The following is a 25,521-nucleotide window of genomic DNA, read 5'->3' as shown; positions in this document are numbered from 1 at the left end:
GCTGCGCAGCCCGGTGGCCTGCCCTGTTGCCGTCGTGGGTCGACGGCGGGGAAGTGGACGCGGAGGCGGTCGTACGATCCAAGCGTGGCTGACGAACTCCCCGAATCCCTGATCGAACTGCAGCGCGAGGTGAATCGAGCGCGCGATGCGGCGGCGGCGGCCGGCTACAGCCCCGAAGCCTGGCGGCCGTGGGTGGAGGCGGCGGCTGTGGTGCAGAACGCGATCAGCGAGTATGCGGCGGCGACGGGCGCGGACAGGTTCGAGATGGAGCAAGCCGTGCTGAAGGCCGCCCGGGAGGGCTCTCGCCCAGCCTGACAGCCCCGGCACCCGCCCTCCCGTCCGCACAGCCGCCCGCACGGCCCAGTCCCGGGCCGCGGGCAAAGGGGCACCGCTCTATTTGGCGTACTCGTGATCGCGCAACCCACTTGTCCGCTAGCATGTTCGAGCTAATAAGCGATCATGTATAAATATCACAAATCGGCTGAAATAAATGACATCCACACTGACGCGAGGGTCTTCGCGGCAAGGCGCCAGCCCTCGGTTGGCTGCATGGCGTCAACCACGCGTCATGCTGTGGGTCGCGGTGAGTGCCGTGGGCCTCGGATTCCTCATTGCGCTGGAGATCGCCGCGCGCCGGTACGGCGAGCGGGGGCCGATCACCGACCAGGCGCGAGAGGTGATCTTCGCCCCCAAATCGGGGGTCGTGCTGTACGTCAGCATGGCGTTGATGATGGTGGTGCTCACCTGGCGGCAGCGCTTCATCGCGCTCGGCGCCGCGATCGGCATCGACCTCGTCTTCTGGCTGGTGCGGTGGGCCGTCGACGCCAAGATGATGATGGGCAACGGCGCGTTGTGGGTGACTTTGGCCTGTGCCGTCATCGCCGTCACGCGGCGCACCGGCCGTGACCGCGTCCTGCTGCTGAAAGGCGTCGGACTGGCCCTGCTGCTGGTGGCCGGCCGCAAGACCGGCTACACGTGGCTGCTGATCACGTCGAAGACGCGCCCGACTGTGCTCGACCAGTACGTGGCAACCGCCGATCACGCGTTGGGCGACCCGTCGTGGGTGGTAGGCCGGATTGTCGCGGCCACCGGCTCCGTCGGCGCGCACGTCCTCGACTGGGTCTACGTCCAGCTCGCGGTGGGCGCGGTCGTCATCGCGCTGTACCAGCTGCGCAACGTGGCGGCCGAGCGCCGCTTCCCGGGCCATCATCTGGTGCGTACGTTTCTGGTCATCGGCCTGCTCGGGCCAGGCATCTACATGATCTACCCGGTGGTCGGACCGATCTTCGCCTACGGTGCCGACGGGGGCCCCTGGGCGGTGGCCAACCTGTGGCCGGACACGCCGCCGCCGGTCGGCACCCCGCTCCCGATGCCCTTCGACGCGATCACCCCGCGCAATTGCATGCCCAGTCTGCACACGGCGTGGGCCACCGCGATCTTCATCCACTCCCTCAAGGGTCCGTGGGCTCTGCGCTTCCTGGGCGGGTTCTGGCTGATCGCCACGCTCGGCGCAACGCTGGGCTTCGGCTACCACTACGGCGCGGACATCATCGCCGGTGTGGTCTTCACGGTCACGATCGAGACGGCGCTGCGCGCGCTCGACCGCGGCTGGGACCGGTCGGGTCTCCAGTTGGTCGTCTACGGCACCGCGGTCTTCACCGCGCTCTTGGTGTCGTATCGCTATCTGTCGGTGGAGATGGCCGAACATCCATGGGTGTTCGGGCCGCTGCTCGTCCTGGCGATGACCTCGGTGGTCTACGGCTACGTACGGACGGCCAAGCGGTGGGACCGGAAGCCCGCGTCGGTGCATCTGCCGGGACCGCGAAGCGAATCCCAGCCGGAACCGGTCGAGTCGAGTGCGACCGGTATGTCGCCGACCGGGCCGGCTGAAGCGAGCGTCAAGACCTCGGCGGGATGACGAAACAGTCGCCCCGGCCTGGGCCGGGTGACGATCGGATCGAAGCCGTCCGAGAACTGGCACTTGATGCCGCAAGGTAACGGTGCCGCCGGCTACTTCCCTTTCGGAGGCGTACGCCGGTCGGGCGTGCTTGCCTGTGGCCGGCGACGTCGAGTTCGTGCGTGCATCGGCGCCGCCGCATAACTCTCGCCCCATGGAAGCCCTTAGCGCATGGGGAGTTGACACCCAGTGCTCTCCGGAGCAGGGCCTGGCCGTTCTCCTCCTTGACCATGCGGACTTCCACAGAAGTCATTCGGTCGGCTCAACAGAAGTGGTGGGGATCGGGCGGCCGCAAAGAATGGAACGGTACCTCGGAAAAGTCCGGACCCAATCCACTTGGGAGCGTTTCATGCATGTTCAAGACAGAGCCGTATCGCCTCTGCGCCGTTCGCGGTGGGTGACGCGGCTGGGAATGGTCGCGGGCACATCGCTGGCCGCAACGGCGCTGGTCGGGACGCTGGGTGCCGTACCGGCGGCAGCTCAGGGCCTGAGCGCCGAACCTGCCGCGACCTTCGTGTCCACCGAGTTGGAATCCCTCCGCACGATGGACCCCGAACCCGGCAAGGACAAGGACAAAGACAAGGACAAGGACAAGGACCGGCCGGGCCCCGGTAACGGTTGCTTCGAAATCGACACCGTGCGCCAGGAAGCAGCCGGCGGCGGCGCGTTCTACGCGGCGACAAGTGGCGGAGTCGCCTATGTCGGTGACGAGCTCACCCCCCTCGGAACCATCGACTGGGATGACCTTTCCGATGAGGGCGGAGACGTACCCGAGGGGGCCTGCGGGGTATCCATCGACGTCGGCCCCACCGGTCAGGGCAGTGACATCGTCATCGACGTGATCACCACATTCGGGACCGTGCACACCATCACCTGCGATCGCACGGGTGCGGAGATCACCAGCTGCGGCACGTGGGAGGAGCGCGACGAGCCGACGCCCGGAGACACGCCTCAGCCGTGAACGGCCGGCGTCCCGCCACGCTGAGACGAACTTGATCCCCTCAGGGACGTGAGCCGCGTGGCATCACGGTCACCAGGCTCACCAGCAGATGTCGGCGGTTCGAAACCGTCCGCGCCCACCACGGCATCGGCCCCCAGCCGTTCACGGCTGGGGGCCTTTGGCATCCACCCACAGCAGCTCCCGGCCACAGTCGGTCCGCCGCCCGCGAGACTGGGCCGCCGTTCTCGTCGTCATCGTGGTCGTCTACGTCTCCGCCGCACAGATCCAAGACGTTCTGACCAACGTGATCGCGCTGTCGGCAGTCCTCGTCTGCGGTTCCGCAGTGAGCGCGGTATCAGCGAGGCCCGCCGCGTAACACTCGGCGTTCCCGTACTGGAAGAGCGGGAGATGGCGTCCAGCTCCTCACCCCCGGTGGCCCGAGTGCGCCCAGCCGATGCCCAGTGAACGCAGACGGGGGGCCCGGGAGCCCTGGGCGCCCCGTCACGACACCGCGCCGGAGGTCGGTCCGTTCGGCACGAGGCACGCGAGGCACACGACGCCCACGAGGCGCACGACGCGTGCAAGAACGCCCGTCACGTGGCCGACGGTCGTGGCTGTTCCGGTGGGACCGAGCTTTCGGCGACCGCCATCCACTGGTCGAGGTCGGCCTGCGTGAACTCCGGCCACGCCGGAAGCTCGGGAAGCCTCCGGAGCAGGTCGAACGCCTCCGCGATCCGTGGTCCGCGAAGCACCGGCGTGTGGCAGCCGGCGATGACCCGGGGGTCGAGCCTCTGGACGTCGTCCACCACCGCCCCGAACTTCTGGCTGTCCAGCAGAGCGACCCAGGGCGAAACCAGACGCCCGCCGAAGAACTGGCCGTCGCGGAATTCGTCGGCGGAGAGGTCCTCGATGTCGGGCACGGGAGCCGGCACGTTCGTCGCGAAGGTGTCCACCGCCCACAGGACATCGGTCTTCGTGTCGAAGAGCGCGCGCGTCGTCGGGTTGTCGTAGAGCGGCGGCCGCTTGGCCACCAGAGTGCGGTCGCCCGCATCCACCGTGTCACCGTCGATCATGAAGCGGCACCGGTTGACGGGTGTCTCCCACTCCTCGGCCATGCGCCCGATCGAGAACCACGTCGTGAGCAGCGTCGCGTTCGGGCAGGCGGCGAGGGCCGCCAAGAGGTTGCCGGAGTGGTCGCGGTCGTCGTGTGTGAGGAAGATCCACCGCACGTCCAAGGGGTCCACCACGGACCACGCGGCCTCCAGCCACTGTGCCCGCACCGCCGGTGCCCCGGTGTCCACGAGCACCGGTTCGGTGCCGCGGATCACCATCGAATTCATCGGGAAGTGGCCGACCGGCGGTGCCTCCAGCGCCCAGGGGATGACGAACGTCTCCTCGGCGATCTGGTAGGGCTCCAGCAGATTGAATGTCTCGATGGTGGTCATCGCTGATGTCCCTAGAACGGACTGTGGCCGCAGTGCCCGTGCCTCCAGTCCAGCCCCGTAGCAGGCCCTCGTCAAATGGAGACAACGCCCTCACGCGCCGGTGGCGGGCCCGGAGGCCCGCCGCCCCGGCGTGCTACGGCTTGCGGGCCACCCCGCAGTACGCGTCCACCGCCGTCGCGTCGTCCCCGTCGGGGCGCCACTCGGTGACCTGGACCACGCCCGGGTCCGCCAGCTCCAGGCCGTCGAAGAATCCGGCGATCTCCTCCACGCTGCGCACGTAGTACGGGATCGCCCCGCTCTGGTTGTACGCGTTCGACGCCGCGATCATGCCCTCGCTCGTCGACGTGCTGTCGCTGATCACCAGGTAGCTGCCCGACGGCAGGCCCGCCATCAGCCGCGCGACCAGGTCACGCGCCTCGGCGTAGTCGGCGACATGGCCCAGGGTGTTGAGGATCATCAGCGCGACGGGCTGCGAGAAGTCGAGCGTGGCCTCCGCGGCCTTCAGGATGTCGTCGGGCGCGTACAGGTTGGCGTCCAGGTACGACGTCCGGCCCTCGGGGGTGCTCGTGAGGAGGGCGCGGGCGTGGGCGAGCACCATCGGGTCGTTGTCGACGTAGACGATGCGGGAGTCCGGTGCCACCCGCTGGGCCACCTCGTGGGTGTTGTCGGCGGTCGGCAGGCCGGTGCCGATGTCCAGGAACTGGCGGACGCCCTGCTCGCCCGCCAGGTGCCGGACCGCGCGCCCGAGGAAGTGGCGGCTCGTGCGCGCGACGTCGACCAGGCCGGGGAAGATCTGCTTGATGTGGTCGCCGGTCTGGCGGTCGATCTCGTAGTTGTCCTTGCCGCCGACGAAGTAGTTCCAGAAGCGGGCCGAGTGCGGCCTGCTGGTGTCGATGCGGGCGCGTATGTCCGCGGCGGCGGCAGGCTTGGGGCTGAGTTCCGACACGGGAAACCCTCCTGGAAACGGTGCGTTGGGCCCTGCGATGAGCAACTGGGCGCCAGCGTAAGGGATTCACGCGGACATCAGGCCGTCGCCGACGCCGCCGCGACACAGAATTCGTTGCCCTCAGGGTCTGCCATAACGATGTGGTGCCCGTCGAAGACGTCCAGGACGCTGCCGCCCGCCGCCACCAGCCGCTCGGACTCCGCCCGGATCCGCGCCCACCTCTCGTCGGGCGTGCCGTGGCCCGGGACGCGGACGTCCATGTGGAGCCGGTTCTTCGCCGTCTTGGGCTCGGGGACCTCGAGGATGGACAGCCGCGGGCCGATGCCCTCCGGGTCGCAGAGCCAGGCGCCGTCGTCCTCGGAGTCGTCCTCCGGCAGGTCGAACTGCGCGAGCCACTCCGCACGGGTGGTGAAGGGCGCTGGCGGCGGCTCGTCGATGTATCCCAGTGCCGTCTTCCAGAACTGGGCGAGGAGCCGCGCGTCCGCGCAGTCGAGGGTCAGGTCGATTCTGGCTGCCATGGCAGGACCGTACCGGCGGCCACTGACCGAAGCCTCACCACAGGGAGCTGTGCCGGTGCCGTACGGGCGGCACGTCGACGAGGTCCGCAGCCTCGGTCCGCAGAGGCCCGCCGGGGGAGTTGACGGTGCGGAGCAGGACGCCCACCTGCGCGCGCAGGCGCCGGCGGGCGCGGCGTTCCTCGATCGCGGACTCGACGGTGATGCCGCGGTCGAGTCCGCCGCGCAGGAAGCAGTGGACCTCGACCCGGCGCCGTACGGCCTGCGGCCGCGGGCGGCCGCGCCGCAGGGCCGCCTCGTCGAGGACGCGGCGGCTGTAGCGCAGATCGTGCAGGACGAGCCGCCGCCAGGGGCGGCGGTCACGGGTGGCGGTGGGGCGTGGGTGATGAGCGGTGCGTGCCACGGGGACTCCATGGGTAGCGCCCGCCGGGAAGGATCTCCCGGCGGATCTACCGGAAGCCCAGAGGGTCCCGCCCGCGTCCGTCGCTCATGCACCCGGTCCGTCCCACGGTCTACGCCTCGTCCTCCTCGAGGTTTCCCTCCGTCTCCAGGAACACCTGGCGCAGGCCCTCCAGCACCGCCGGGTCCGGCTTCTCCCACATGCCGCGGGACTCCGCCTCCAGGAGGCGTTCCGCGATGCCGTGCAGGGCCCAGGGATTGGCCTCCTGGAGGAAGGCGCGGTTCGCCGGGTCCAGGACGTACGTCTGCGTCAGCTTGTCGTACATCCAGTCCGCGACCACGCCCGTCGTGGCGTCGTAGCCGAAGAGGTAGTCGACCGTCGCCGCCAGTTCGAAGGCGCCCTTGTAGCCGTGGCGGCGCATCGCCTCGATCCAGCGGGGGTTGACCACGCGGGCGCGGAAGACACGGGACGTCTCCTCCACCAGGGTGCGGGTGCGGACGGTCTCCGGGCGGGTGGAGTCGCCGATGTACGCCTCGGGGGCCGTGCCGCGCAGGGCGCGGACCGTGGCCACCATTCCGCCGTGGTACTGGAAGTAGTCGTCGGAGTCCGCGATGTCGTGCTCGCGCGTGTCCGTGTTCTTCGCCGCGACCGCGATCCGCTGGTACGCCGTCTCCATCTCGGCGCGCGCCGGGCGGCCCTCCAGGCCGCGGCCGTACGCGTAGCCGCCCCACACCGTGTAGACCTCCGCCAGGTCGGCGTCCGTGCGCCAGTCGCGGGAGTCGATCAGCTGGAGGATGCCCGCGCCGTACGTGCCGGGACGGGAGCCGAAGATACGGGTCGTGGCACGGCGTTCGTCGCCGTGCTCGGCCAGGTCGGCCTGGGTGTGGGCGCGGACGTGGTTGTCGGCGGCCGGCTCGTCCAGGGACGCCGCCAGGCGGACCGCGTCGTCCAGCAGGCCGATCGTGTGCGGGAACGCGTCCCGGAAGAAGCCCGAGATGCGCAGGGTGACGTCCACGCGGGGGCGGCCCAGCTCGGCGAGCGGGATCGGCTCCAGGCCCGTCACGCGGCGCGACGCGTCGTCCCACACAGGGCGGATGCCCAGCAGGGCGAGGGCCTCCGCGATGTCGTCGCCGGCCGTGCGCATCGCGCTCGTCCCCCACAGGGACAGGCCGACGGACGTGGGCCATGTGCCGTTGTCCGCGCGGTAGCGCTCCAGGAGGGAGTCGGCGAGCGCCTGGCCCGTCTCCCACGCCAGGCGCGAGGGGACGGCCTTCGGGTCGACGCTGTAGAAGTTGCGGCCCGTCGGCAGCACGTTGACCAGGCCGCGCAGCGGCGACCCCGAGGGGCCGGCCGGGACGAAGCCGCCGTTCAGGGCGTGCACCGCGTGGGTGATCTCGTCCGTCGTACGCGACAGGCGGGGAACCACCTCGAGGGCGGCGAAGCGCAGGATCGCCGCGACGTGCTCGCCGTGGGAGGAGGGGACCGCGTCCGGGTCCCAGTCCGCGGCCTCCATCGCCTCGACCAGTTCGCGGGCCGTGGCCTCCGCCTCGTCGGCCGTCGTCCGGGTCGCCGCCGACTCGTCCAGGCCCAGCGCCTCCCGCAGGCCCGGCAGCGACGTCGTACCGCCCCAGATCTGGCGGGCACGCAGGATCGACAGGACCAGGTTGACCCGCTCGGGGCCGGTCGGGGCGCCGCCCAGGACGTGCAGGCCGTCGCGGATCTGCGCGTCCTTCACCTCGCACAGCCAGCCGTCGACGTGCAGCAGGAAGTCGTCGAAGCCGTCGTCGTCCGGCCGGTCGTCAAGACCCAGGTCGTGGTCCAGCTTCGCCGCCTGGATCAGCGTCCAGATCTGGGCGCGGATCGCGGGCAGCTTGGACGGGTCCATGGAGGAGATCTGGGCGTACTCGTCCAGGAGTTGTTCCAGGCGCGCGATGTCGCCGTACGACTCCGCACGCGCCATCGGCGGCACCAGGTGGTCGACCAGCGTGGCGTGCGCCCGGCGCTTGGCCTGGGTGCCCTCGCCCGGGTCGTTGACGAGGAACGGGTAGACGAGGGGCAGGTCGCCGAGCGCCGCGTCCGGGCCGCAGGCCGCGGACAGGCCCGCGTTCTTGCCCGGCAGCCACTCCAGGTTGCCGTGCTTGCCCAGGTGGATCATCGCGTCCGCGCCGAAACCGCCGTCGTCCGCCGAGGCGGCGATCCAGCGGTAGGCGGCCAAGTAGTGGTGCGAGGGCGGCAGATCGGGGTCGTGGTAGATCGCGATCGGGTTCTCGCCGAAGCCGCGCGGCGGCTGGATGAGGATCAGCAGGTTGCCGCGCCGCAGGGCGGCCAGCACGATGTCGCCCTCGGGGTTGCGGGAGCGGTCCAGGAACATCTCGCCCGGCGCCGGGCCCCAGTGCTCCTCCACCGCCTCGCGCAGTTCGGCCGGGAGCTGCGCGTACCAGCGCCGGTAGTCGGCCGCGGGGATACGGACCGGGTTGCGGGCGAGCTGCTCGTCGGTCAGCCACTCCCGGTCGTGGCCGCCGGCCTCGATCAGCGCGTGGATCAGCTCGTCGCCGTCGCCGGAGACAAGGCCCGGAATCTCCTCCTCGGGCCCGAAGTCGTAGCCCTCCGCGCGCAGCCGGCGCAGCAGGGCGACGGCGGACGCGGGGGTGTCCAGGCCGACGGCGTTGCCGATACGGGAGTGCTTGGTCGGGTACGCGGACAGGACCAGCGCGATCCGCTTCGACGCGTTCGGGATGTGGCGCAGACGGGCGTGGCGCAAGGCCGTCCCGGCGACGCGGGCGGCGCGCTCGGGGTCGGCGACGTAGGCCGGGAGCCCGTCCTCGTCGATCTCCTTGAACGAGAACGGCACCGTGATCAGCCGGCCGTCGAACTCGGGCACCGCCACCTGGCTCGCCGCGTCCAGCGGGGACAGGCCCTCGTCGTTCTCCTCCCACGCCGAGCGCGATCCCGTCAGGCACAGCGCCTGGAGGATGGGCACGTCCAGCGCCGCGAGGGCGCCGGCGTCCCACGACTCGTCGTCGCCGCCCGCCGACGCGTCGGCGGGGCGCGTGCCGCCAGCCGCGAGCACCGTCGTCACCAGGGCGTCGGCGCTGCGCAGTTGCTCCAGCAGCTCCGGTTCGGGGGCGCGCAGGGACGCCACGTACAGCGGGAGGGCGCGGCCGCCGGCGTCCTCGATCGCGCCGCACAGGGTGTCCACGAAGGCGGTGTTGCCGCTCATGTGGTGGGCGCGGTAGTAGAGCACGGCGATCAGCGGGCCGTCGGTCTCCCGGCGCGGGGTGCGCGCCAGGCGGCCCCAGGTGGGCGCCGCCGACGGCGGCTCGAAACCGTGGCCGGTGAGCAGCACGGTGTCGGACAGGAAGCGGGCGAGCTGCTCCAGGTTGGCCGGGCCGCCGTGCGCGAGGTAGGCGTGGGACTCGGCCGCGATGCCGATCGGGACCGTGGACGTCTCCATCAGCTGGGCGTCGGGGGCCTGTTCGCCGGTGAGGACGACGACCGGGCGGCCGGTGGCGAGGAGCACGTCGATGCCCTCCTGCCAGGCGCGCAGCCCGCCGAGGAGGCGTACGACGACGAGGTCGGTGCCCTCCAGGAGAGCGGGGAGGTCGTCGATCGGCAGGCGCGAGGGGTTCGCGAAGCGGTACGTGACCGGGCCGCCCGCCGCGCGTGCGCTGAGCAGGTCGGTGTCGGACGTCGACAGGAGCAGGATGCGGGCCTGCGGGGAGTGCTCCCCGGATGTTCGCTGCATGCGGCGTCTGGCCTTCCTCGGGGTTTCCGCGCCCCGGGCGGTGGAGGACGGCGGGAGTTCCTGGCTCACCCGGCCGCGTGCGCGTGCTGCGCTGCTGCCGGGCTCACAGTGGCGGGACCGCGCCGGGATCTCACCGGGCTTCCTCCCCTGACGCCGTCTTCGGCGGTGACGGACCGTGTGGCCCGCCGCTCAGCATAGTAAGGGCCGTCACGTCTCCGGCAGCAGGTGGCTTGTGTGATGGTCGGTATGCTCGCCGCCATGCCATCGGCCCCCTCGAACCGCCCGGACCGGGATGAAACTCCCGTACGGGACCGCGGTGATGCCTGCCCCGGCGCGCTGCGGCTGCACACCGCGGACGACGGTGCGCTGGCGCGCGTCCGCGTGCCCGCGGGAGTGCTGAGCGCGCGGCAGGCGTACGCGCTGGCCGACGCGGCCGAGCGGCTCGGCGACGGCGCGCTCGACATCACGTCCCGCGGCAACCTTCAGCTCCGTGGTCTCCGCGTCGGCTGCGGCGGGGAGTTGGCGTCCCTGCTGGACGCCGCGGGCCTGCTGCCCGCGCCCGCCCACGAGCGCGTCCGCAACGTCGTCGCCTCGCCGCTGTCCGGGCTGGACGGCCGCGGGCACCTGGACGTGCAGCCGCTCGTGCGCGAACTGGACGCGCTGCTGTGCGCGAGCGAGCGGGCGACGGCGTTGTCGGGACGGTTCCTCTTCGCGCTGGACGACGGCCGCGGGGACATGGCGGGCCTCGGCGCGGATGTGATGTTGCTCGCAGAGCCGGTCGGCGCGCGGGTGCGGATCCTGCTCGGCGAGCAGGCGGTGACGGTCGCCACGCCGGACGGCGCGCGTGCGCTGCTGCTCGCCGCGGAGACGTTCCTGGACGCGGCGGACGCGAGCGGCACGAAGGCGTGGCGGGTGGGAGAACTCCCGCGGGAGTACGCGGTGTCGGCGACGGACCTGGCGAGTCGGCTGACGCGGGCGGGGGTGCCGGCGGCGGCGGCGGTGGGCCCGGCTGTGGTGGCGGACCCGGCGGACCCGGATGCCGAGGTGGGCCCGGTGGGCCAGGCCGAGGCGGGCGAGGTGGGCGAGGCCCCGGGCCCGGCGCACGGCGCCACGGGCTCGGTGGAGCCGGAGCCCGGCACCGACCCGGCGGCTGACGGCGACGGCCGGGGCGACGGTGACGGCCGGGGCGACGGTGACGGCCGGGGCGACGGTGACGGCCGGGGCGACGGTAACGGTGGCACAGGGGCGGCCACCGGCCTCACCCCTGGCGCACCGGCGGCCGGCCCGGTCGGCCCGGTCGGCCCGCCCGTGCCCGGCCCGCTGCCCGGTGGCGACGGTGCCGGGGTGTACGTCGGCGTCGTGCTCGGGCGGGTCCGGGGCGCGCAGTGGCGGCTGCTGGCCCGCACCGCCGAGGCGTATGGCACCGGGGAGTTGCGCGTCACGCCCTGGCGCGGAGTCGTGCTGCCCGGCGTGCCCGGCGCGCTCCTGCCCGCCCTCGCCGACGCCGGACTCGTCACCGCGCCCGACTCGCCCTGGCTCGGCGTCGGCGCCTGCACCGGGCGGCCCGGATGCGCCAAGTCGCTCGCCGACGTACGGGCCGACGCCACCGCCGGCATCGCCGCCGGCGCGGGCGGGCTGCCCGTGTACTGGTCCGGCTGCGCACGCCGGTGCGGTCACCCCCGGGGCACCTGGGTGGACGTCGTCGCCACCGGCGACGGCCGCTACGACGTGACCGCCCCCGGAGCCCCGGGGCACACCGTCCCCCTGACCGAGCTCGCCGACGCCCTCGCGGTGGCGCGCACCCATCCCATCGACCGACGACCGACGAAGTGAGCGAGAGCACAGTGTTCGAGTACGAGAAGGACGGCGCGGAGATCTACCGCCAGTCCTTTGCCACGATCCGCGCCGAGGCGGACCTCGCCGGGCTGCCCGCCGAGGTCTCCCAGGTCGCGGTCCGCATGATTCACGCCTGCGGAATGGTCGACCTCGTCCGCGACCTCGCCCACTCCCCGGACGTCGTCGTCAACGCCCGCGCCGCCCTGCGCGCCGGCGCGCCCATCCTGTGCGACGCGCAGATGGTGGCGAGCGGCGTCACCCGCAAGCGGCTGCCCGCCGACAACGAGGTGATCTGCACCCTCTCCGACCCGTCCGTGCCCGCGCTCGCCGCCGAGTTGGGCACCACCCGCAGTGCCGCCGCCCTCGAACTGTGGCGCGACCGGCTGGAGGGCTCCGTCGTCGCCGTCGGCAACGCCCCCACCGCGCTCTTCCGGCTCCTGGAGATGATCGAGCAGGGCGCGCCCCGCCCCGCCGCCGTCATCGGGGTGCCCGTCGGCTTCATCGGCGCCGCCGAGTCCAAGGACGCCCTGGCCGCCCACCCGTCGGGCCTCGAACACCTCGTGGTGCGCGGCCGGCGCGGCGGCAGTGCCATGGCCGCCGCCGCCGTCAACGCGATCGCCAGCGAGGCGGAGTAATGAGCGACGAGAAGACGACAGGGCGGCTGTACGGCGTCGGACTCGGCCCCGGCGACCCGGAGCTGATGACCCTGCGCGCCGCGCGCATCATTGCCGAGGCGGACGTGATCGCGTATCACTGCGCCCGCCACGGCCGTTCCATCGCCCGTTCCATCGCCGCCCCGCATCTGCGCCCCGACCACATCGAGGAGCGTCTGATGTACCCGATCACGGTCGAGACGACCGACCACCCCGGCGGGTACCGCGGCGCGCTCGACGACTTCTACGAGGAGGCGGCGGCCCGCCTCGCCGCCCACCTGGACGCCGGGCGGACGGTGGCCGTCCTCGCCGAGGGCGACCCGTTCTTCTACGGCTCCTACCAGCACATGCACAAGCGGCTCGCGCACCGCTATCCGACCGAGGTCGTCCCGGGCGTCACCTCGATCAGCGCCGCGGCGGCCCGGCTCGGAACGCCGCTGTGCGAGGCGGAGGAGGTCCTCACGGTCATCCCCGGCACGCTGCCGGAGGAGGAGCTGACCGCCCGGCTCGCCGCGACCGACTCGGCCGTCGTGATGAAGCTCGGCCGCACCTTCCCCGCCGTACGCCGCGCGATGGAGGCATCGGGCCGGCTGGACGAGGCCCGGTACGTCGAGCGGGCCACCATGGACGGCGAGCGGACCGGGCAACTGGCGGACATCGACCCGCAGTCCGTGCCGTACTTCTCCGTCGCCGTCGTGCCGAGTCGTATCGCCAACCCGCGGCCCGAGCCGGAGAGCGGCGAGGTCGTGGTCGTCGGCACCGGGCCGGCCGGCCCGCTGTGGCTGACGCCCGAGACGCGCCGCGCGCTCGCCGACGCCGACGAGATCGTCGGCTACACGACGTACGTGGACCGCGTCCCGAACCGCCCCGGACAGATCCGGCACGGCTCCGACAACAAGGTGGAGTCCGAACGCGCCGAGTTCGCCCTCGACCTGGCACGGCGCGGCCGGCGGGTGGCCGTCGTCTCCGGCGGCGACCCGGGCGTCTTCGCCATGGCGACGGCGGTCCTGGAAGTGGCCTCCGAGCCGCAGTACGCGCATGTGCCCGTGCGCGTCCTGCCCGGCGTGACCGCGGCGAACGCGGCGGCGGCCGCGGCGGGCGCCCCGCTCGGCCACGACTACGCCACGATCTCCCTGTCCGACCGGCTCAAGCCCTGGGAGGTCATCGAGACCAGGCTGCGGGCTGCCGCGGAGGCCGACCTGGTCCTGGCGATCTACAACCCGGGCTCCCGCTCCCGTACGCATCAGGTGGCGGCGGCGCGCGACCTGCTGCTCGAACTCCGCTCGCCCGAGACCCCGGTGGTCGTGGCGCGGGACGTGGGCGGCCCGGAGCAGTCGGTGCGGGTGGTGACCCTGAAGACGCTGGAGCCCTCCGAGGTCGACATGCGCACGCTGCTGCTGATCGGCTCGTCCCGGACACGGGCGGTCGAGCGCGGCGACGGCCGGACGATCACCTGGACGCCGCGCCGCTACGAGTGACGGTACCGAGGCCGTCCGCGTCCGGTCACGCGACGCGGACGGCCTCCCCCCGAGGACCGCGCTCCCGCGGATCGTCGACGCCCGGACCGGCCGTCCGTCGTGCCGAACGCACAGGCTGTACAGCGCCCTTCCGGCGGAAGTCCGGCCCCACCCGCACCGCCCTGCCCCCGGCGCATCGCTCCTTCATCTCGTATGAACAGCCCCGGCCTTGCGCCGCGTGGTCCGGAAAGGGCTGCACGCCACTGGGGCCGCCGCACCCTCGACGAGGGGGCGGCGGCCTCAGCCGTGCACCCAGGCCGCCGCTGCCTCGACCGTCGCCGCCACCCGCACGCCCTCCGGCACCGGCGGCCTGCGCACGACCACCACCGGAATGCCCGCCTCGCGGGCCGCGCGGAGCTTCGGGGCGGTTGCCGCGCCACCGCTGTCCTTCGTCACCAGGACGTCGACGCGGTGGGCGCGCAGCAGCCCGCGTTCGCCGTCGAGGGTGAAGGGGCCCCGGTCCAGCAGGACTTCGGTGCGGGCCGGCATGGGCGCCTCGGGCGCGTCCACCGACCGTACGAGGAACCACTGCGGGCAGTGCGCGAAGGCGGCGAGCCCCATCCGCCCGGTCGTCAGGAACACCCTCCCCCTAGGACTTCGTCCTGGGAGGTGCCCCCACCCGAGGCCGTCCAGCGCGCGGGCCGCCTCTGCCAGGGAGCCGACCGGGTGCCAGTCGTCGCCCTCGACCGGGACCCAGCCGGGGCGGCGCAGCGCCAGCAGGGGAACATGGGCGGTGGCGGCCGCCCGGGCCGCGTTGAAGCTGATCCGCTCGGCGAAGGGATGGGTGGCGTCGATGACCGCGTCCACGTGGTGCGCGCGCACCCAGTCCACGAGCCCCTCCACGCCGCCGAACCCGCCGATCCGTACGTCCCCGGCCGGCAGCCGGGGGGCGGCGACCCGTCCGGCGAGGGAGCTGGTGACGCGGACCTCGGGGTGCAGGGCCGCGGCGAGGGCGCGGGCCTCGGCGGTCCCGCCGAGAACGAGTACGTGCACGGGAGTCCTTTCTTGACTCTCCCCTCCCTGAAGGGTGGGGATTCTCACGGCTCGCGCTGTGAGAGTTTCTGCTTCGTCGCCGACTGCCCGCCCGGAGTTCTCCGTTGAGGTCTTACACCAGCTCCACAGACAGACACCGAAAGTCCTTCGGCCAGAATGTTGCGTGCTGCGTTCACGTCCCGATCGTGGGTGGTGCCGCAGCCGCACGTCCAGATGCGGACGTTGAGGGGCATCTTCGATGCGATGGTGCCGCAGGCGGAGCACAGTTTGGAGGAGGGAAACCAGCGGTCGACCGCGATCACTTGGCGGCCGTACCAATGGGCCTTGTACTCCAGCAGGCTCCGGAACTCCGACCATGCGGCATCGGAGATGGTGCGTGCGAGCGTGTGGTTCTTGACCATGTTGCGTACGGTCAGGTCCTCGATCACGATCGTTTGGTTCTCACGAACGAGTCGGGTGGTGAGCTTGTGGAGCCGGTCGCGGCGGGCTCCGGAGATGCGGGCGTGGATCCTCGCGACCTTGAGCCGGGCTTTGGCCCGGTTGTTCGATCCCTTGGTCTTCTTCGCGAGGGCGCGTTGTGCCTTCGCGAGCCGGGCGCGGTGCTTGCGCTCGTGCCGGGGGTTGGTGATCTTCTCGCCGTTCGAGAGGGTCAGGAGACTGTCCAGACCCGCGTCAATCCCGATAGCCGTATCGGTTGCGGGGAGCGGCTTCACGCTGGGGTCGTCGCACAGGATCGAGACGAACCAGCGTCCGGCACCGTCACGGGACACGGTCACCGTGGACGGCTTCGCACCCTCCGGGAGCGGACGAGACCACACGATCGCCAGCGGCTCCACCATCTTGGCAAGCGTGAGCTGTCCGTCCCGGAACCGGAACGCGCTGGATGTGTACTCGGCCGAGGCGCGGGCCTCCTTCTTCGACTTGAAGCGCGGGTACCGGGCCCGCTTGGCAAAGAAGTTGGTGTACGCGACTTGCAGGTGCCGAAGGCACTGCTGAAGCGGAACGGAGGAGACCTCGTTGAGGAATGCCAGTTCCTCGGTCTTCTTCCACGCGGTCAGCATCGCCGATGTGGCGTTGTAGTTGACCCGCTCCTGGCGCAGCGTCCACGCCTCGGTACGGGCTGCGAGCGCCATGTTGTAGACCTTCCTCACGCATCCGAAAGTGCGCGACAGCTCCGCTGCCTGCGCATCGGTCGGATAGAAGCGGTACTTCAAAGCCCGCCTCACGTGAGTGGTCACAGCTCACACGCTAACACCACAACTAGTGACCTGCGGGGCGTTGCTGGTGAACGACGAATCGCCCAGCGGCGATTCGCCCTTCCCTGCCCTGCCATGCAGGGGCTTCGCTTCTCCCCCGCAAGCGGGAGGTACCCACAGCCTCACCTAAAGGTGGGGGTATGCACGAAGGAGGCAGGATGAGTTCAGGCGGCGGGCGTGACGCCCAACTCAAGCACACGGGGTTGCGCCCGGGCTGGACCACGGGTGCCTGTGCGACGGCGGCCGCGACGGCCGCGTACACGGCTCTGCTGACCGGAGAGTTCCCGGACCCGGTGACGATCACGCTGCCGAAGGGGCAGACGCCGGCGTTCGCGCTGGCGGCCGAGTCCCTGTCCGGCGGCTCGGCCATGGCCGGAGTCGTCAAGGACGCGGGCGACGACCCGGACGTCACGCACGGCGCGCTGGTCCGCTCGACGGTACGGATCCTCCCGGCCGGCTCCGGCGTCGTCTTCCGGGCCGGGCCCGGCGTCGGTACGGTCACGCTGCCCGGCCTGCCCCTGGACGTCGGCGAACCGGCGATCAACCCGGTACCGCGCCAGATGATGCGCGAGCACGTCGCCCTCGTGGCGGGCCTGCACGGCGGCACGGGGGACGTCGAGATCACAGTCTCCGTCGACGACGGCGAGGAGATCGCCCGCTCCACGTGGAACCCGCGGATCGGCATCCTCGGCGGGCTGTCCGTCCTGGGGACGACCGGCATCGTCGTCCCGTACTCCTGCTCCGCCTGGATCGACTCCATCCGCCGCGGTGTGGACGTCGCCCGCGCGGCGGGCCTCACCCACGTGGCGGGCTGCACCGGCTCGACCTCCGAGAAGACCGTGACGACGCTCTACGACCTGCCGGAGATCGCCCTGCTCGACATGGGCGACTTCGCGGGCGCGGTCCTCAAGTACGTCCGCCGCCACCCGGTCGGCCGCCTCACGATCTGCGGCGGCTTCGCCAAGCTCTCCAAGCTGGCGGCGGGCCACCTGGACCTCCACTCGGCCCGCTCCCAGGTCGACAAGGTCTTCCTCGCCGAGCTGGCCCGCGCGGGCGGCGCGTCCGAGTCCCTTGCCGCGGAGATCACGACGGCCAACACGGGCCTGGCGGCGCTGCGCCTCTGCGAGGCGGCGGGCGTCCCGCTCGGCGACCTGGTCGCGGCGAGGGCCCGCGACGAGGCACTGTCGGTCCTGCGGGGTGCGCCGGTGACGGTGGACGTGGTGTGCATCGACCGCGCGGGAGCGGTGGTGGGCCGGTCGGCCCCGGCGGGTCCGTGAGGCGGGGGTCCTTCCCCCACCCTGCCCCTCCCCGAAACCCTGACGAGACAAGACGAGACAAGGGGCTCCACCCCGGCCCCCGTGTGCGCGGGCTGCGCCGCGCGGGCGTCTGGACGACTTGTTGGGGGCAACTGTTCCGCAGGGCGATGGGGGTCCCCCCGGACGGAGTCTGGGGGGAGGGTGGGCACAACACCACGGGGGCGTCGCGCCCCTCGGAGGTCGTCACCCAAGGACCCTGCGCCGCGCCGGGACGTGCCATGCGGTAGAGGGCCGCACCCCGGGGGCCTGCGCCGCGCCCGGCCGCGCGACGCCCGAACGCGGCCAAGACCCGTCAGCAGACGTGGCGGTCGCGCTCCGGTGAGTACAGGTGGCTGTCGCGGAACTGCGTCGCCCCCAGCGTGCGGCCCACCAGGATCACCGCCGTCCGCGTCACTCCCGCCGCCTTCACCTGGTCCGCGATGTCCTCCAGCGTGCCGCGAAGGACCAGTTCGTCCGGGCGGCTCGCCATCGCGACGACCGCCGCCGGGCAGTCCTTGCCGTAGTGCGGGACCAGTTCGTCGACCACGCGGTCCACGTAGCGCGCCGCGAGGTGCAGCACCAGCAGCGCCCCGCTTCTGCCCAGCGTCGCGAGGTCCTCGCCCTCCGGCATCGGGGTCGCCTGCTGCGCGATGCGCGTAAGGATGACCGTCTGGCCCACGGTCGGGACCGTGAGCTCCCGCTTCAGCGCCGCGGCCGCCGCCGCGAACGCCGGTACGCCCGGGACCACTTCGTACGGCACACCCGCCGCGTCCAGCCGCCGCATCTGCTCGGCGACCGCGCTGAAGACCGACGGGTCGCCCGAGTGCAGCCGGGCCACGTCGTGGCCCTCCTCGTGGGCCCGGACGAGTTCGGCCGTGATCGCGTCCAGGTCCATCCGCGCCGTGTCCACCAGGCGTGCGTCCGGCGGGCATTCGGCCAGCAGCTCGGTGGGGACGAGGGAGCCCGCGTACAGGCACACCCCGCACGACGCCAGCGTGCGCGCGCCGCGCACGGTGATCAGGTCCGCGGCTCCCGGGCCCGCGCCGATGAAGTACACGGTCATGACAGCTCTCCAGTCTTGGTGACGGACCATTGGGTGACCGGCATCGCCTGGCGCCAGCCGGTGAAACCGCCGACGGGCACGGCGTGCGCGACCGCGAGCCGCACGAGGTCGCCGCCCAGCGCGCGGTACCGCTCGGCGAGCAGCGCCTCGGACTCCAGGGTCACGGTGTTGGCGACCAGCCGGCCGCCGGGGGGCAACGCGTCCCAGCAGGCGTCGAGCAGGCCGGGAACGGTCAGCCCGCCGCCGATGAACACGGCGTCGGGCGTGGGCAGCCCGGCCAGGGCCTCGGGCGCCGCGCCGCGCACGACGCGCAGGGCGGGTACGCCGAGGGTGTCGGCGTTGCGGGTGATGCGTGCGGCGCGCGCGGCGTCGCGTTCGACGGTGACCGCGCGGCAGGAGGGGTGCGTGCGCATCCACTCGATCGCGATCGAACCGGAGCCGCCGCCGATGTCCCACAGGAGTTCGCCGGGGGCGGGCGCGAGCGCCGCGAGGGTGGCGGCGCGGACATGGCGCTTGGTGAGCTGGCCGTCGTGCTCGTACGCCGCGTCCGGCAGGCCGGGCGCGGCGGACAGCCGCAGGGCGCCGGGAGCGCGGCGGCAGTCGAGGGCGATGACGTTCAGCGCGTCGACGGCACGGGGGGCGTCGGTGTCCCAGGTGTCGGCGGTGCCGTCGACGTGCCGTTCGCCGTCCGCGCCGAGCTGTTCCAGCACGCGCATCCGGGTCGGGCCGTAGCCGCGGTCCCGCAGGAGCGCGGCCACCTCGGCGGGCGTGTCCGCGCCCGCGCTGAGCACCAGCACGCGGCGCCCGTCGTGCAGCGCGGCGGCGAGACGGGCCGCTGGGCGGCCGACGAGCGTGACGACGCCGGTGTCCTCGACGGGCCAGCCGAGGCGGGCGCAGGCGTACGAGAGGGAGGACGGGTGCGGCAGTACGCGCAGCGCGTCCGGTCCGAGCTCGTCGGCGAGGGCGCGCCCGATGCCGTAGAACATCGGGTCACCGCTGGCGAGGACGGCGACACGGCGCCCGGCATGCGCGGCGATGAGCCCGGGGACCGCGGGGCGCAGGGGGCTGGGCCACGGCACGCGTTCGCCGGCGCACGCGTCGGGCAGCAGCGCCAGCTGGCGCGTCCCGCCGATGATCACTTCGGCCCCGCGCAGGGCGTCCTGGGAGGCGGGGGCGAGCCCCGGCCAGCCGTCCGCGCCGATCCCGACGACGGTCACTGCAGGTGGGCGCGGTGCGGGGGTCACGGAGTCGGGTACCTCGGGAAGCGGGGGAGGGGACGGAGCCGCACTCTACTGTCCGCCCACCGGGCCCCTGGAGGGCCCCCGCCCATTGGAGCCCGGGGCCCGGGCCCCGCGGGGGCGGGCGTTCGCCCGGTGTCAGTGGTGCGCGGCACACTGGACGCATGTGCCGCAGCATCAAGACCCTTCGTCCGCCCGTGCTCCCCGAAGAGGCCACCGAGGAGGACATGCGCGCCGCCGCCCTGCAGTACGTGCGCAAGGTGTCCGGCTTCCGGGCGCCCGCCGCGCACAACCGGGAGGTGTTCGAGCAGGCCGTCGACGAGATCACCGAGGCCACCCGCAGGCTCCTCGAAGGGCTCGAGGTGCGCGGCGGGGCCGTCAGGCGGTCGGCGCCGGACGCCGCATGACGTAGGCGGCCAGCGACCCGGCGGCGAACAGCGCCAGCACCGACACCGCCGCGCCGACCCAGGTCGCGCCGAGCCATTGGCCGCCGAAGTAGCCGAGGCCGACGCTGTAGCCGGCCCATGCCACCCCCGCCAGGGCCGACCACGGCAGGAACTCCATCACCTTGCGGTGCGCGGCGCCCGCGCCCAGGGAGACCACGGACCGTCCGGCGGGCGCGAAGCGGGCGATGACGACAAGGGCTCCGCCGCCGCGGGTCAGCGCGGCACCGAGACGTTCCTGCGCCCTGGTCAGGCGGCGGGAGCGGGCGATGGCCCGGTCGAAGCGGTCGCCGCCGCGCCAGGCGAGCCGGTAGGCGACGAGGTCGCCCAGCACGGAAGCGGTCGCCGCGCAGAGCACGAGGACGATCAGGGAGGGGACTTCGCGCGGGACTTGTCCCGCCGCGTCGGCGACGGTCGCGGTGGACCCCGCGGCGGCAGCGGTCGCGGCCGTGATCACCAGGACACCGCTGGGCAGTACGGGCAGGAAGACGTCGAGGAGAACGGACAGGGCCACGACGGCGTAGATCCATGGGCTGCCGGTCAGCGACCCCACACTCTCCAGCACCTTGTACTCTCCCCGGTTCGGTGACAAGGCCGCTGTGTCGCGAGGGACGCCAGGGGCGCCTTGACAGCTGTACAGCGTACGCCCGGGTGACGCGCGGAGATCGGCAGGGGGGCGGGAGGGCGACGAGATGTCGTCACCTCCGTGAAGCGGCCCCGACAGCATCGCAACGCACGGCGCCCGGCCCCTCGTACCGAGGGGCCGGGCGCCGCGGACGTCGCGCGCGGGGCGGCCGGTTGTGGCCGAGCGGGCTGCAACCGGTGCCCGGCGCACGGTGGTTGCCGGGTCAGGCTGCCACGGTCGCCTTCTCCTCGCGGGTGGCCTCGCCCGCCCGCTCGGCGCCGCGCGCGCCGAACAGGCCGTCGAGTGCGAGCGCGCCCGGGCCGGTGAAGACGAGCAGCAGGAGCGCCCAGCAGAACATGGCTGACGCCTCACCGCCGTTCTGGAGCGGGAAGAGCGCCTCCGGCTGGTGCACCGAGAAGTAGGCGTACGCCATCGAGCCGGAGGCGAGGAACGCGGCGCTGCGGGTGCCGACGCCGAGCAGCACCAGGGCGCCGGCGACGAGCTGGATGACGGCGGCGTACCAGCCGGGCCAGGCGCCCGTCTGGACGGTGGTGCCGTTCATGCCGCCGAGCACGCCGAAGAGCGACGCGGCGCCGTGGCAGAGGAACAGCAGGCCGACGACGATCCGGAACAGTCCGAGGGCGTACGGCTGCGCCTGATGCAGTCGGCCGGTAAGTGTGGGGGTGGCCATGGGGGGACTCCTTCGGTCATGGGGACGGAGAACCGATGAGGAGACCAGGTTAGGCGGACCTAATTCATACTTGCAAGTTCAACATTCTTTCGGCGGTCCCTTTCGGCCCCCACAGCCGACCCGGTCTCCGCACCGGATTCCGCTCCCGTGCCCGGGCCGCGCCCCGTGCCGCCGCCGGGCGGCGGGGCGAGCGAGCGCAGGGCGGCGCGCGCGACCGCGTCCGCGTCCGACAGCGTCACCGAGTCCACGCCCGGCCGGGCACCCGCCGCGGTCACCCAGTGCACGCCCTCCGTCGGCACACCGAACGCGAACCGCCGCGGATGCGCCCGCCCTCGACGGTTGACCAGACGGTAGGGGCGCGGTGTTACGTCCAGACCTCCGGTTTCGTAACCGTCGATGGCGTGGGGGCGGCACTGGCCGGTCTTCAGCAGCCGGCCCAGCAGTTCGTCGTCCGTCCGGCGCAGGTCCGGTTCCGGCAGCCGTGCCTCGATCAGCGTGGTGCACGTCACGGCCGAGCCCGGCACGTCGGGCGAGTGCGCCGTGAACAGCCCGTCCTCGGTGCCCACCGACATCCGCGGGCCGACCACCTCCAGCACGCCCGCCGCGATCAGCGCCGTCATCTCCTCGATCCTGCGCCGCGGCGGGCCGATGGACAGGAACGCGTTCAACGGCGTGTACCAGCGGTCGAGGTGGTCGCGGCGGGACGTACCGGTCAGTCCCCCGTGGTCGACGATCAGGCGCAGCTCGTTGCGCACGTCGCGCAGCACGTCCAGCGCCGCCTTCACCGGGCCCTCGGCATTGCCGAGCGCGGCGTGCGCGGCGTCGTCGCGCAGATACGCGAGCAGCCACGCCCGGTGGTGGGCGCGGGAGGTGAAGACCTCGTCGCGCTGAGGCCGCGCGATACGGTCCCACGACCAGCGGTCCGCCTCCGCGACGCCGAACGCCTCCAGCACCGCGGCCTCCTCCGCGCTGCCGTGCCCCGCCGCCAGGAAGTGCTCACGGAAGGGATCACCGCCCGCGGCCTCCCGCTCCCGGACCCCCGGCAGGGACCCGTAATAGACGGTCTCGACCTCCTTGGCGACCAGCGGCCAGATGTCCGTGAGGAAGTCGGCGGGGTCCCCGGCGTCGGCCCGCTCGCGGAAGCCGGCGATCACCCGTGGTGTCAGGACCAGCGGTTCGTGCCGCCCCGACGGCCCCTTCGCGTTGTCGCCGCGCGCCTGGTACGGCACGCCCCGCCGCGAGCCCGCGTACAGCCTCGGCTCTCGGCCGGACGGGCGATAGACGAGCCCCCGTTCCCCGTCCGGCACGAACGTGCCGCCGCGGCCCGTCGTCAACAGGGCCATGTGGTCGAAGAAGTTGAGGCCGAGGCCGCGCAGCAGCACCCGCTCCCCGGCGGCGATGCCCGACAGGTCGAGGTCGGCCGGGTTGGCGGGCGGGAAGTGGCGCAGTCCCGGACGCCGGGCCGCGTAGTCGGCGAGCTGCGCCGTGGACTGGCCGGAAACGACAGGCAGATGACCCTGCACGAGCACCACGGCGCTCAGCCCGGACAGCAGCGTGCCGTCGTCGAGGTGGAGGGACTGCAGCGGGTCCCGTACGCCCGCCGGGGCGTCCCGGTCGTCCTCCAGCCGTACGGCGAGGGCCCGGTGCACCCGCACCTGCACCGTCCCGGGGGCCGAGCCCACGGCGCGGGCGAACGCCCACTCCAGGTAGCGGCCGTAGCAGGCGCGGGTGGGGTAGTCGTCGGGGCCGATCCGCTCGCCGGACCGGGCGGCGGCCCACTCGTACAGGCTCGGCCCCGGGCGCACCGGCCCCTCGCAGCCGACGCTGTCGTCGGTGAACACGGTCACCTGCGAGGCCACCGTGTTCATCAGCAGCTCGGCGCTCTGGTCGGTGCGCCACACGCGGCCCGCGCCCGGGGGCGCGGGGTCGACGACATGGACGGTGAGGGGTGTGTCCGGGGCGAGGTCGGGGACGGAGGCGCAGAGCCGTTCGAGCACACAGGTGCCGCGGGGGCCTGCGCCGACGAGGGCTATCGCGGAGGGAAGGGCGGACTGCGCGGTACCTGCGGACAACACTGACTCCCGGGGCATGTGGGGTGCGTGACGGGCGCTGGAAGCGGATCGTCCGCCTCATCATGCCGTTGCGACGCCCCGGGCCGCCGGGCCGGGTCCGCCCCACCCGCCGCGCACGGCCGGAACCGGACCGGCCGCGACGGGCCGCCGCGGGCCGGTCGCCGTGCGGCCTCATCGCGCCCGTGACCGGGCCGCCGGGTCACGGGCCGTCCGTCAGGCTCCGCTCCAGCACGGTCGTCAGCCGCCGTGCCGCTCCCCCGTCCGCCTCTTCACGGCCCTCCGCCCTCTGCAGGCGCAGCGCGGCGGAGCGGCCCCGCAGCGTCAGCGTCATCAGCTGGTTGCCGAACCACGGTCCGCCTGTACGCCGCCAGCTCACGGACGCGGTGCTTGTGCGGCCGTGGCGCGCCAGCGCACGGCCCAGCCGCTTCCCGAACCGGCTCCAGCCGAAACGGAACCCGACCCGGATCGCCATGGGCACCGAATTGTGCAGAGGCGAGCACGTCAGCTGGAGCACCCGCGCCGCGGGCCGCCCGGCCGCCGGCCACACCGGCTCCGCCACGTAGGCGTGGTGCACGTCGCCGGAGAGCACGCACACCGTCGCGGGGGCGTCCGCACCGGCGCCCGCCTCCGCGATCACGCGCGTCAGCTTCTCGAACGAGGCCGGGAACGCCGCCCAGTGCTCCAGGTCCGCGCCCCTGCGGATCCTCTCGGCGAACCGCGCCCAGCGCGCGCCGCGCTCGCCGCCGCACAGCGCCGCGTTCCACACCTCCGCGTCGTGGACCAGGGGCGGCAGCAGCCACGGCAGCGAGCTGCCCACGAGGAGATGGTCCAGCGATCCGCGCCCGGCGAGCGCCTGCTCCCGCAGCCACGCGGCCTCCTGCGGGTCGAGCATCGCCCGGCCCTGCTCCTCCAGCACCCGCCCGGCCCGCGTGTCGACCATCAGCACCCGGGTGCGGCCGAAGTCGCGGCGGTAGCTCCAGCGGACCGAGGCAGGGTCGGCATCGGCCCGCAGCGCGAACTTCCGCAGCGCGTCGGTCCCGTCCTCGGCCGCCCTCACCTGCCCGTACAGCTCGTCTGCGGCCAGTTCGGCGGGGGAGAGGTTGCCCAGGTGCTGGTACACCCAGTACGACATGAGGCCGCCGGTCACCCGCTCCTGCCACCACGGCTTCGTCCGCATGTCCGCGAGCCAGGACGCGCTGGTGTTCCAGTCGTCGACAAGATCGTGGTCGTCGAAGATCATGCAGCTGGGGACCGTCGACAGCAGCCAGCGCAGCTCGGGGTCGAGCCAGGACTCGTCGTACAGCCGTGTGTACTCCTCGTAGTCGGCGACCTGGTCCGCCGGTGCCGTGCCGCCCGCGCCCGACGCGGCCCGCCGGGAGGCGATCCACCGGCGGGTCGTGTCCGAGGTCTCGTCCGCGTACACCTGGTCGCCGAGCAGGAGCAGCACGTCCGGGCGCCGGGCTGCGGGGTCGGCGGCGAGGGCGGCCGCCAGGGTGTCGAGGGCGTCGGGGCCCACCGGGTCGTGCCCGCCGACAGGCGGCGCGGCCCAGCGGCAGGACCCGAAGGCCACGGTGACGTGCTCGTCCTCGGCGGCCCCGCCGGGCGTACGGATCGTGCTGGGAGGGAACGGCGAGTCCGGCAGCGGCCACACCCGCTCGCCGTCGAGCAGCACCTCGTAGGCCGCGGTCGTGCCGGGCGCGAGACCCGTCACCGGGACGAGCGCGTAGTGGTGGCCCCCGATGCCGAACGTGCGTGCCGAGCCGTGGCCGCCGCCCTCGCAGCGCACCTCGGCGGTGCACGGGCGGTCCGCCTCGACCCAGACGGTCGCGCTCGTGCCCGTGTCCCAGTCCACGTACCGCAGCAGCGGCCCCAGGCGCAGCCCTGCCATGTG

At 73.0% G+C, this 25,521-nt stretch carries 21 protein-coding genes and 1 riboswitch; of the genes, 8 read left to right on the top strand and 13 right to left on the bottom strand.

Annotation, left to right across the window (positions count from 1 at the left end):
• The first annotated feature begins 84 nt into the window (after nt 1-84).
• The 3 genes from ACF08N_RS14760 (at nt 85) to ACF08N_RS14750 (ending at nt 2,918) form a co-directional block, all read left to right on the top strand.
• On the top strand, nt 85-315 hold the full coding sequence (locus ACF08N_RS14760) for a hypothetical protein (RefSeq protein WP_392324975.1): 231 nt from the start codon (nt 85-87) through the stop codon (nt 313-315).
• A 253-nt stretch (nt 316-568) separates the two neighbouring features.
• Entirely contained in the window at nt 569-1,918 is a 1,350-nt protein-coding gene (locus ACF08N_RS14755; protein ID WP_392325061.1) for a phosphatase PAP2 family protein, read from the top strand.
• 388 nt (nt 1,919-2,306) lie between these two features.
• Nucleotides 2,307-2,918 (top strand): hypothetical protein, encoded by a 612-nt coding sequence (locus ACF08N_RS14750; RefSeq protein ID WP_392324974.1) that lies wholly within the window; start codon nt 2,307-2,309, stop codon nt 2,916-2,918.
• A 572-nt stretch (nt 2,919-3,490) separates the two neighbouring features.
• Here ACF08N_RS14750 and ACF08N_RS14745 read toward each other — a convergent pair.
• From ACF08N_RS14745 to cobN, 5 genes are all read right to left on the bottom strand, one after another.
• Nucleotides 3,491-4,342 carry an MBL fold metallo-hydrolase gene (locus ACF08N_RS14745; protein WP_392324973.1) on the bottom strand — a complete coding sequence of 284 codons (852 nt, stop codon included), beginning with the start codon at nt 4,340-4,342 and terminating at the stop codon, nt 3,491-3,493.
• A 133-nt stretch (nt 4,343-4,475) separates the two neighbouring features.
• Nucleotides 4,476-5,288 (bottom strand): SAM-dependent methyltransferase, encoded by an 813-nt coding sequence (locus ACF08N_RS14740; RefSeq protein WP_392324972.1) that lies wholly within the window; start codon nt 5,286-5,288, stop codon nt 4,476-4,478.
• Nucleotides 5,289-5,365: 77 nt separating this feature from the next.
• Entirely contained in the window at nt 5,366-5,806 is a 441-nt protein-coding gene (locus ACF08N_RS14735; RefSeq protein ID WP_392324971.1) for a VOC family protein, read from the bottom strand.
• 34 nt (nt 5,807-5,840) lie between these two features.
• The gene (locus ACF08N_RS14730) at nt 5,841-6,206 is read right to left on the bottom strand and encodes a hypothetical protein (protein ID WP_392324970.1); all 366 of its coding nucleotides are present in this window, start codon (nt 6,204-6,206) and stop codon (nt 5,841-5,843) included.
• 109 nt (nt 6,207-6,315) lie between these two features.
• A complete protein-coding gene (gene cobN, locus ACF08N_RS14725; protein ID WP_392324969.1) occupies nt 6,316-9,948 on the bottom strand; it encodes a cobaltochelatase subunit CobN in 3,633 nt (1,210 codons plus the stop codon).
• A gap of 54 nt (nt 9,949-10,002) precedes the next feature.
• Nucleotides 10,003-10,093, bottom strand: a riboswitch (cobalamin riboswitch).
• 113 nt (nt 10,094-10,206) lie between these two features.
• On the opposite strand from cobN, the gene ACF08N_RS14720 reads away from it, so the two are divergent.
• From ACF08N_RS14720 to ACF08N_RS14710, 3 genes are read left to right on the top strand one after another with little or no spacing between them, the layout of a single operon-like run.
• The gene (locus ACF08N_RS14720; RefSeq protein WP_392324968.1) at nt 10,207-11,781 is read left to right on the top strand and encodes a cobalamin biosynthesis protein CobG; all 1,575 of its coding nucleotides are present in this window, start codon (nt 10,207-10,209) and stop codon (nt 11,779-11,781) included.
• Between the two features lie 11 nt (nt 11,782-11,792).
• A complete protein-coding gene (locus ACF08N_RS14715; protein WP_392325060.1) occupies nt 11,793-12,419 on the top strand; it encodes a precorrin-8X methylmutase in 627 nt (208 codons plus the stop codon).
• Complete coding sequence (locus ACF08N_RS14710; RefSeq protein ID WP_392324967.1) at nt 12,419-13,915, top strand: precorrin-2 C(20)-methyltransferase; 1,497 nt, start codon at nt 12,419-12,421, stop codon at nt 13,913-13,915. The genes ACF08N_RS14715 and ACF08N_RS14710 overlap by 1 nt, the downstream gene beginning before the upstream one ends.
• 279 nt (nt 13,916-14,194) lie before the next feature.
• Here ACF08N_RS14710 and ACF08N_RS14705 read toward each other — a convergent pair whose 3' ends face one another.
• Together ACF08N_RS14705 and ACF08N_RS14700 are read right to left on the bottom strand one after the other, a co-directional pair.
• Nucleotides 14,195-14,947 carry a cobalt-precorrin-6A reductase gene (locus ACF08N_RS14705; protein ID WP_392324966.1) on the bottom strand — a complete coding sequence of 251 codons (753 nt, stop codon included), beginning with the start codon at nt 14,945-14,947 and terminating at the stop codon, nt 14,195-14,197.
• A 44-nt stretch (nt 14,948-14,991) separates the two neighbouring features.
• Nucleotides 14,992-16,185: an RNA-guided endonuclease InsQ/TnpB family protein gene (locus ACF08N_RS14700; RefSeq protein ID WP_392324965.1), complete on the bottom strand. Its 1,194-nt coding sequence runs from the start codon at nt 16,183-16,185 to the stop codon at nt 14,992-14,994.
• Between the two features lie 176 nt (nt 16,186-16,361).
• Here ACF08N_RS14700 and ACF08N_RS14695 point away from each other — a divergent pair, with 176 nt between their 5' ends.
• Nucleotides 16,362-17,480 (top strand): cobalt-precorrin-5B (C(1))-methyltransferase, encoded by a 1,119-nt coding sequence (locus tag ACF08N_RS14695; RefSeq protein ID WP_392324964.1) that lies wholly within the window; start codon nt 16,362-16,364, stop codon nt 17,478-17,480.
• A gap of 331 nt (nt 17,481-17,811) precedes the next feature.
• On the opposite strand, the gene cobM is transcribed toward ACF08N_RS14695, so the two are convergent.
• Together cobM and cbiE are read right to left on the bottom strand one after the other, a co-directional pair.
• Nucleotides 17,812-18,561: a precorrin-4 C(11)-methyltransferase gene (cobM, locus tag ACF08N_RS14690; RefSeq protein WP_392324963.1), complete on the bottom strand. Its 750-nt coding sequence runs from the start codon at nt 18,559-18,561 to the stop codon at nt 17,812-17,814.
• Nucleotides 18,558-19,805, bottom strand: a complete 1,248-nt coding sequence (gene cbiE, locus ACF08N_RS14685; protein ID WP_392324962.1) for a precorrin-6y C5,15-methyltransferase (decarboxylating) subunit CbiE — start codon at nt 19,803-19,805, stop codon at nt 18,558-18,560. The genes cobM and cbiE overlap by 4 nt, the downstream gene beginning before the upstream one ends.
• Before the next feature lie 158 nt (nt 19,806-19,963).
• Here cbiE and ACF08N_RS14680 point away from each other — a divergent pair, with 158 nt between their 5' ends.
• Nucleotides 19,964-20,206, top strand: a complete 243-nt coding sequence (locus ACF08N_RS14680) for a DUF2277 domain-containing protein (RefSeq protein ID WP_392324961.1) — start codon at nt 19,964-19,966, stop codon at nt 20,204-20,206.
• Here the strand turns inward: ACF08N_RS14680 and ACF08N_RS14675 are convergent.
• The 4 genes from ACF08N_RS14675 to ACF08N_RS14660 all read right to left on the bottom strand — a co-directional run bounded on the left by ACF08N_RS14675 (nt 20,178) and on the right by ACF08N_RS14660 (nt 25,518).
• Nucleotides 20,178-20,807, bottom strand: a complete 630-nt coding sequence (locus tag ACF08N_RS14675) for a DedA family protein (RefSeq protein WP_392324960.1) — start codon at nt 20,805-20,807, stop codon at nt 20,178-20,180. The genes ACF08N_RS14680 and ACF08N_RS14675 overlap by 29 nt on opposite strands.
• 283 nt (nt 20,808-21,090) lie before the next feature.
• Complete coding sequence (locus ACF08N_RS14670) at nt 21,091-21,558, bottom strand: DoxX family protein (RefSeq protein ID WP_392324959.1); 468 nt, start codon at nt 21,556-21,558, stop codon at nt 21,091-21,093.
• A gap of 59 nt (nt 21,559-21,617) precedes the next feature.
• Nucleotides 21,618-23,648, bottom strand: a complete 2,031-nt coding sequence (locus ACF08N_RS14665) for an FAD/NAD(P)-binding protein (RefSeq protein ID WP_392324958.1) — start codon at nt 23,646-23,648, stop codon at nt 21,618-21,620.
• 181 nt (nt 23,649-23,829) lie between these two features.
• Nucleotides 23,830-25,518: an alkaline phosphatase D family protein gene (locus ACF08N_RS14660; protein ID WP_392324957.1), complete on the bottom strand. Its 1,689-nt coding sequence runs from the start codon at nt 25,516-25,518 to the stop codon at nt 23,830-23,832.
• Nucleotides 25,519-25,521 lie beyond the last annotated feature (3 nt).

Origin of the sequence: Streptomyces sp. NPDC015127 (genome assembly GCF_043080095.1) — a bacterium.
In the GTDB taxonomy this organism is placed as follows: domain Bacteria; phylum Actinomycetota; class Actinomycetes; order Streptomycetales; family Streptomycetaceae; genus Streptomyces.
This window is presented reverse-complemented; position numbering and strand designations above follow the sequence as displayed.

Excerpts from the sequence above, each read along its gene's own strand:
- ACF08N_RS14745 (WP_392324973.1), bottom strand. The coding sequence starts at position 4,342 with ATGACCACCATCGAGACATTCAATCTGCTGGAGCCCTACCAGATCGCC.
- cobM (WP_392324963.1), bottom strand. The coding sequence starts at position 18,561 with ATGACCGTGTACTTCATCGGCGCGGGCCCGGGAGCCGCGGACCTGATC.
- ACF08N_RS14750 (WP_392324974.1), top strand. The coding sequence starts at position 2,307 with ATGCATGTTCAAGACAGAGCCGTATCGCCTCTGCGCCGTTCGCGGTGG.
- cobN (WP_392324969.1), bottom strand. The coding sequence starts at position 9,948 with ATGCAGCGAACATCCGGGGAGCACTCCCCGCAGGCCCGCATCCTGCTC.
- ACF08N_RS14660 (WP_392324957.1), bottom strand. The coding sequence starts at position 25,518 with ATGGCAGGGCTGCGCCTGGGGCCGCTGCTGCGGTACGTGGACTGGGAC.
- ACF08N_RS14695 (WP_392324964.1), top strand. The coding sequence starts at position 16,362 with ATGAGTTCAGGCGGCGGGCGTGACGCCCAACTCAAGCACACGGGGTTG.
- ACF08N_RS14680 (WP_392324961.1), top strand. The coding sequence starts at position 19,964 with ATGTGCCGCAGCATCAAGACCCTTCGTCCGCCCGTGCTCCCCGAAGAG.
- ACF08N_RS14735 (WP_392324971.1), bottom strand. The coding sequence starts at position 5,806 with ATGGCAGCCAGAATCGACCTGACCCTCGACTGCGCGGACGCGCGGCTC.
- ACF08N_RS14670 (WP_392324959.1), bottom strand. The coding sequence starts at position 21,558 with ATGGCCACCCCCACACTTACCGGCCGACTGCATCAGGCGCAGCCGTAC.
- ACF08N_RS14720 (WP_392324968.1), top strand. The coding sequence starts at position 10,207 with ATGCCATCGGCCCCCTCGAACCGCCCGGACCGGGATGAAACTCCCGTA.
- ACF08N_RS14665 (WP_392324958.1), bottom strand. The coding sequence starts at position 23,648 with ATGCCCCGGGAGTCAGTGTTGTCCGCAGGTACCGCGCAGTCCGCCCTT.
- ACF08N_RS14755 (WP_392325061.1), top strand. The coding sequence starts at position 569 with ATGCTGTGGGTCGCGGTGAGTGCCGTGGGCCTCGGATTCCTCATTGCG.
- ACF08N_RS14710 (WP_392324967.1), top strand. The coding sequence starts at position 12,419 with ATGAGCGACGAGAAGACGACAGGGCGGCTGTACGGCGTCGGACTCGGC.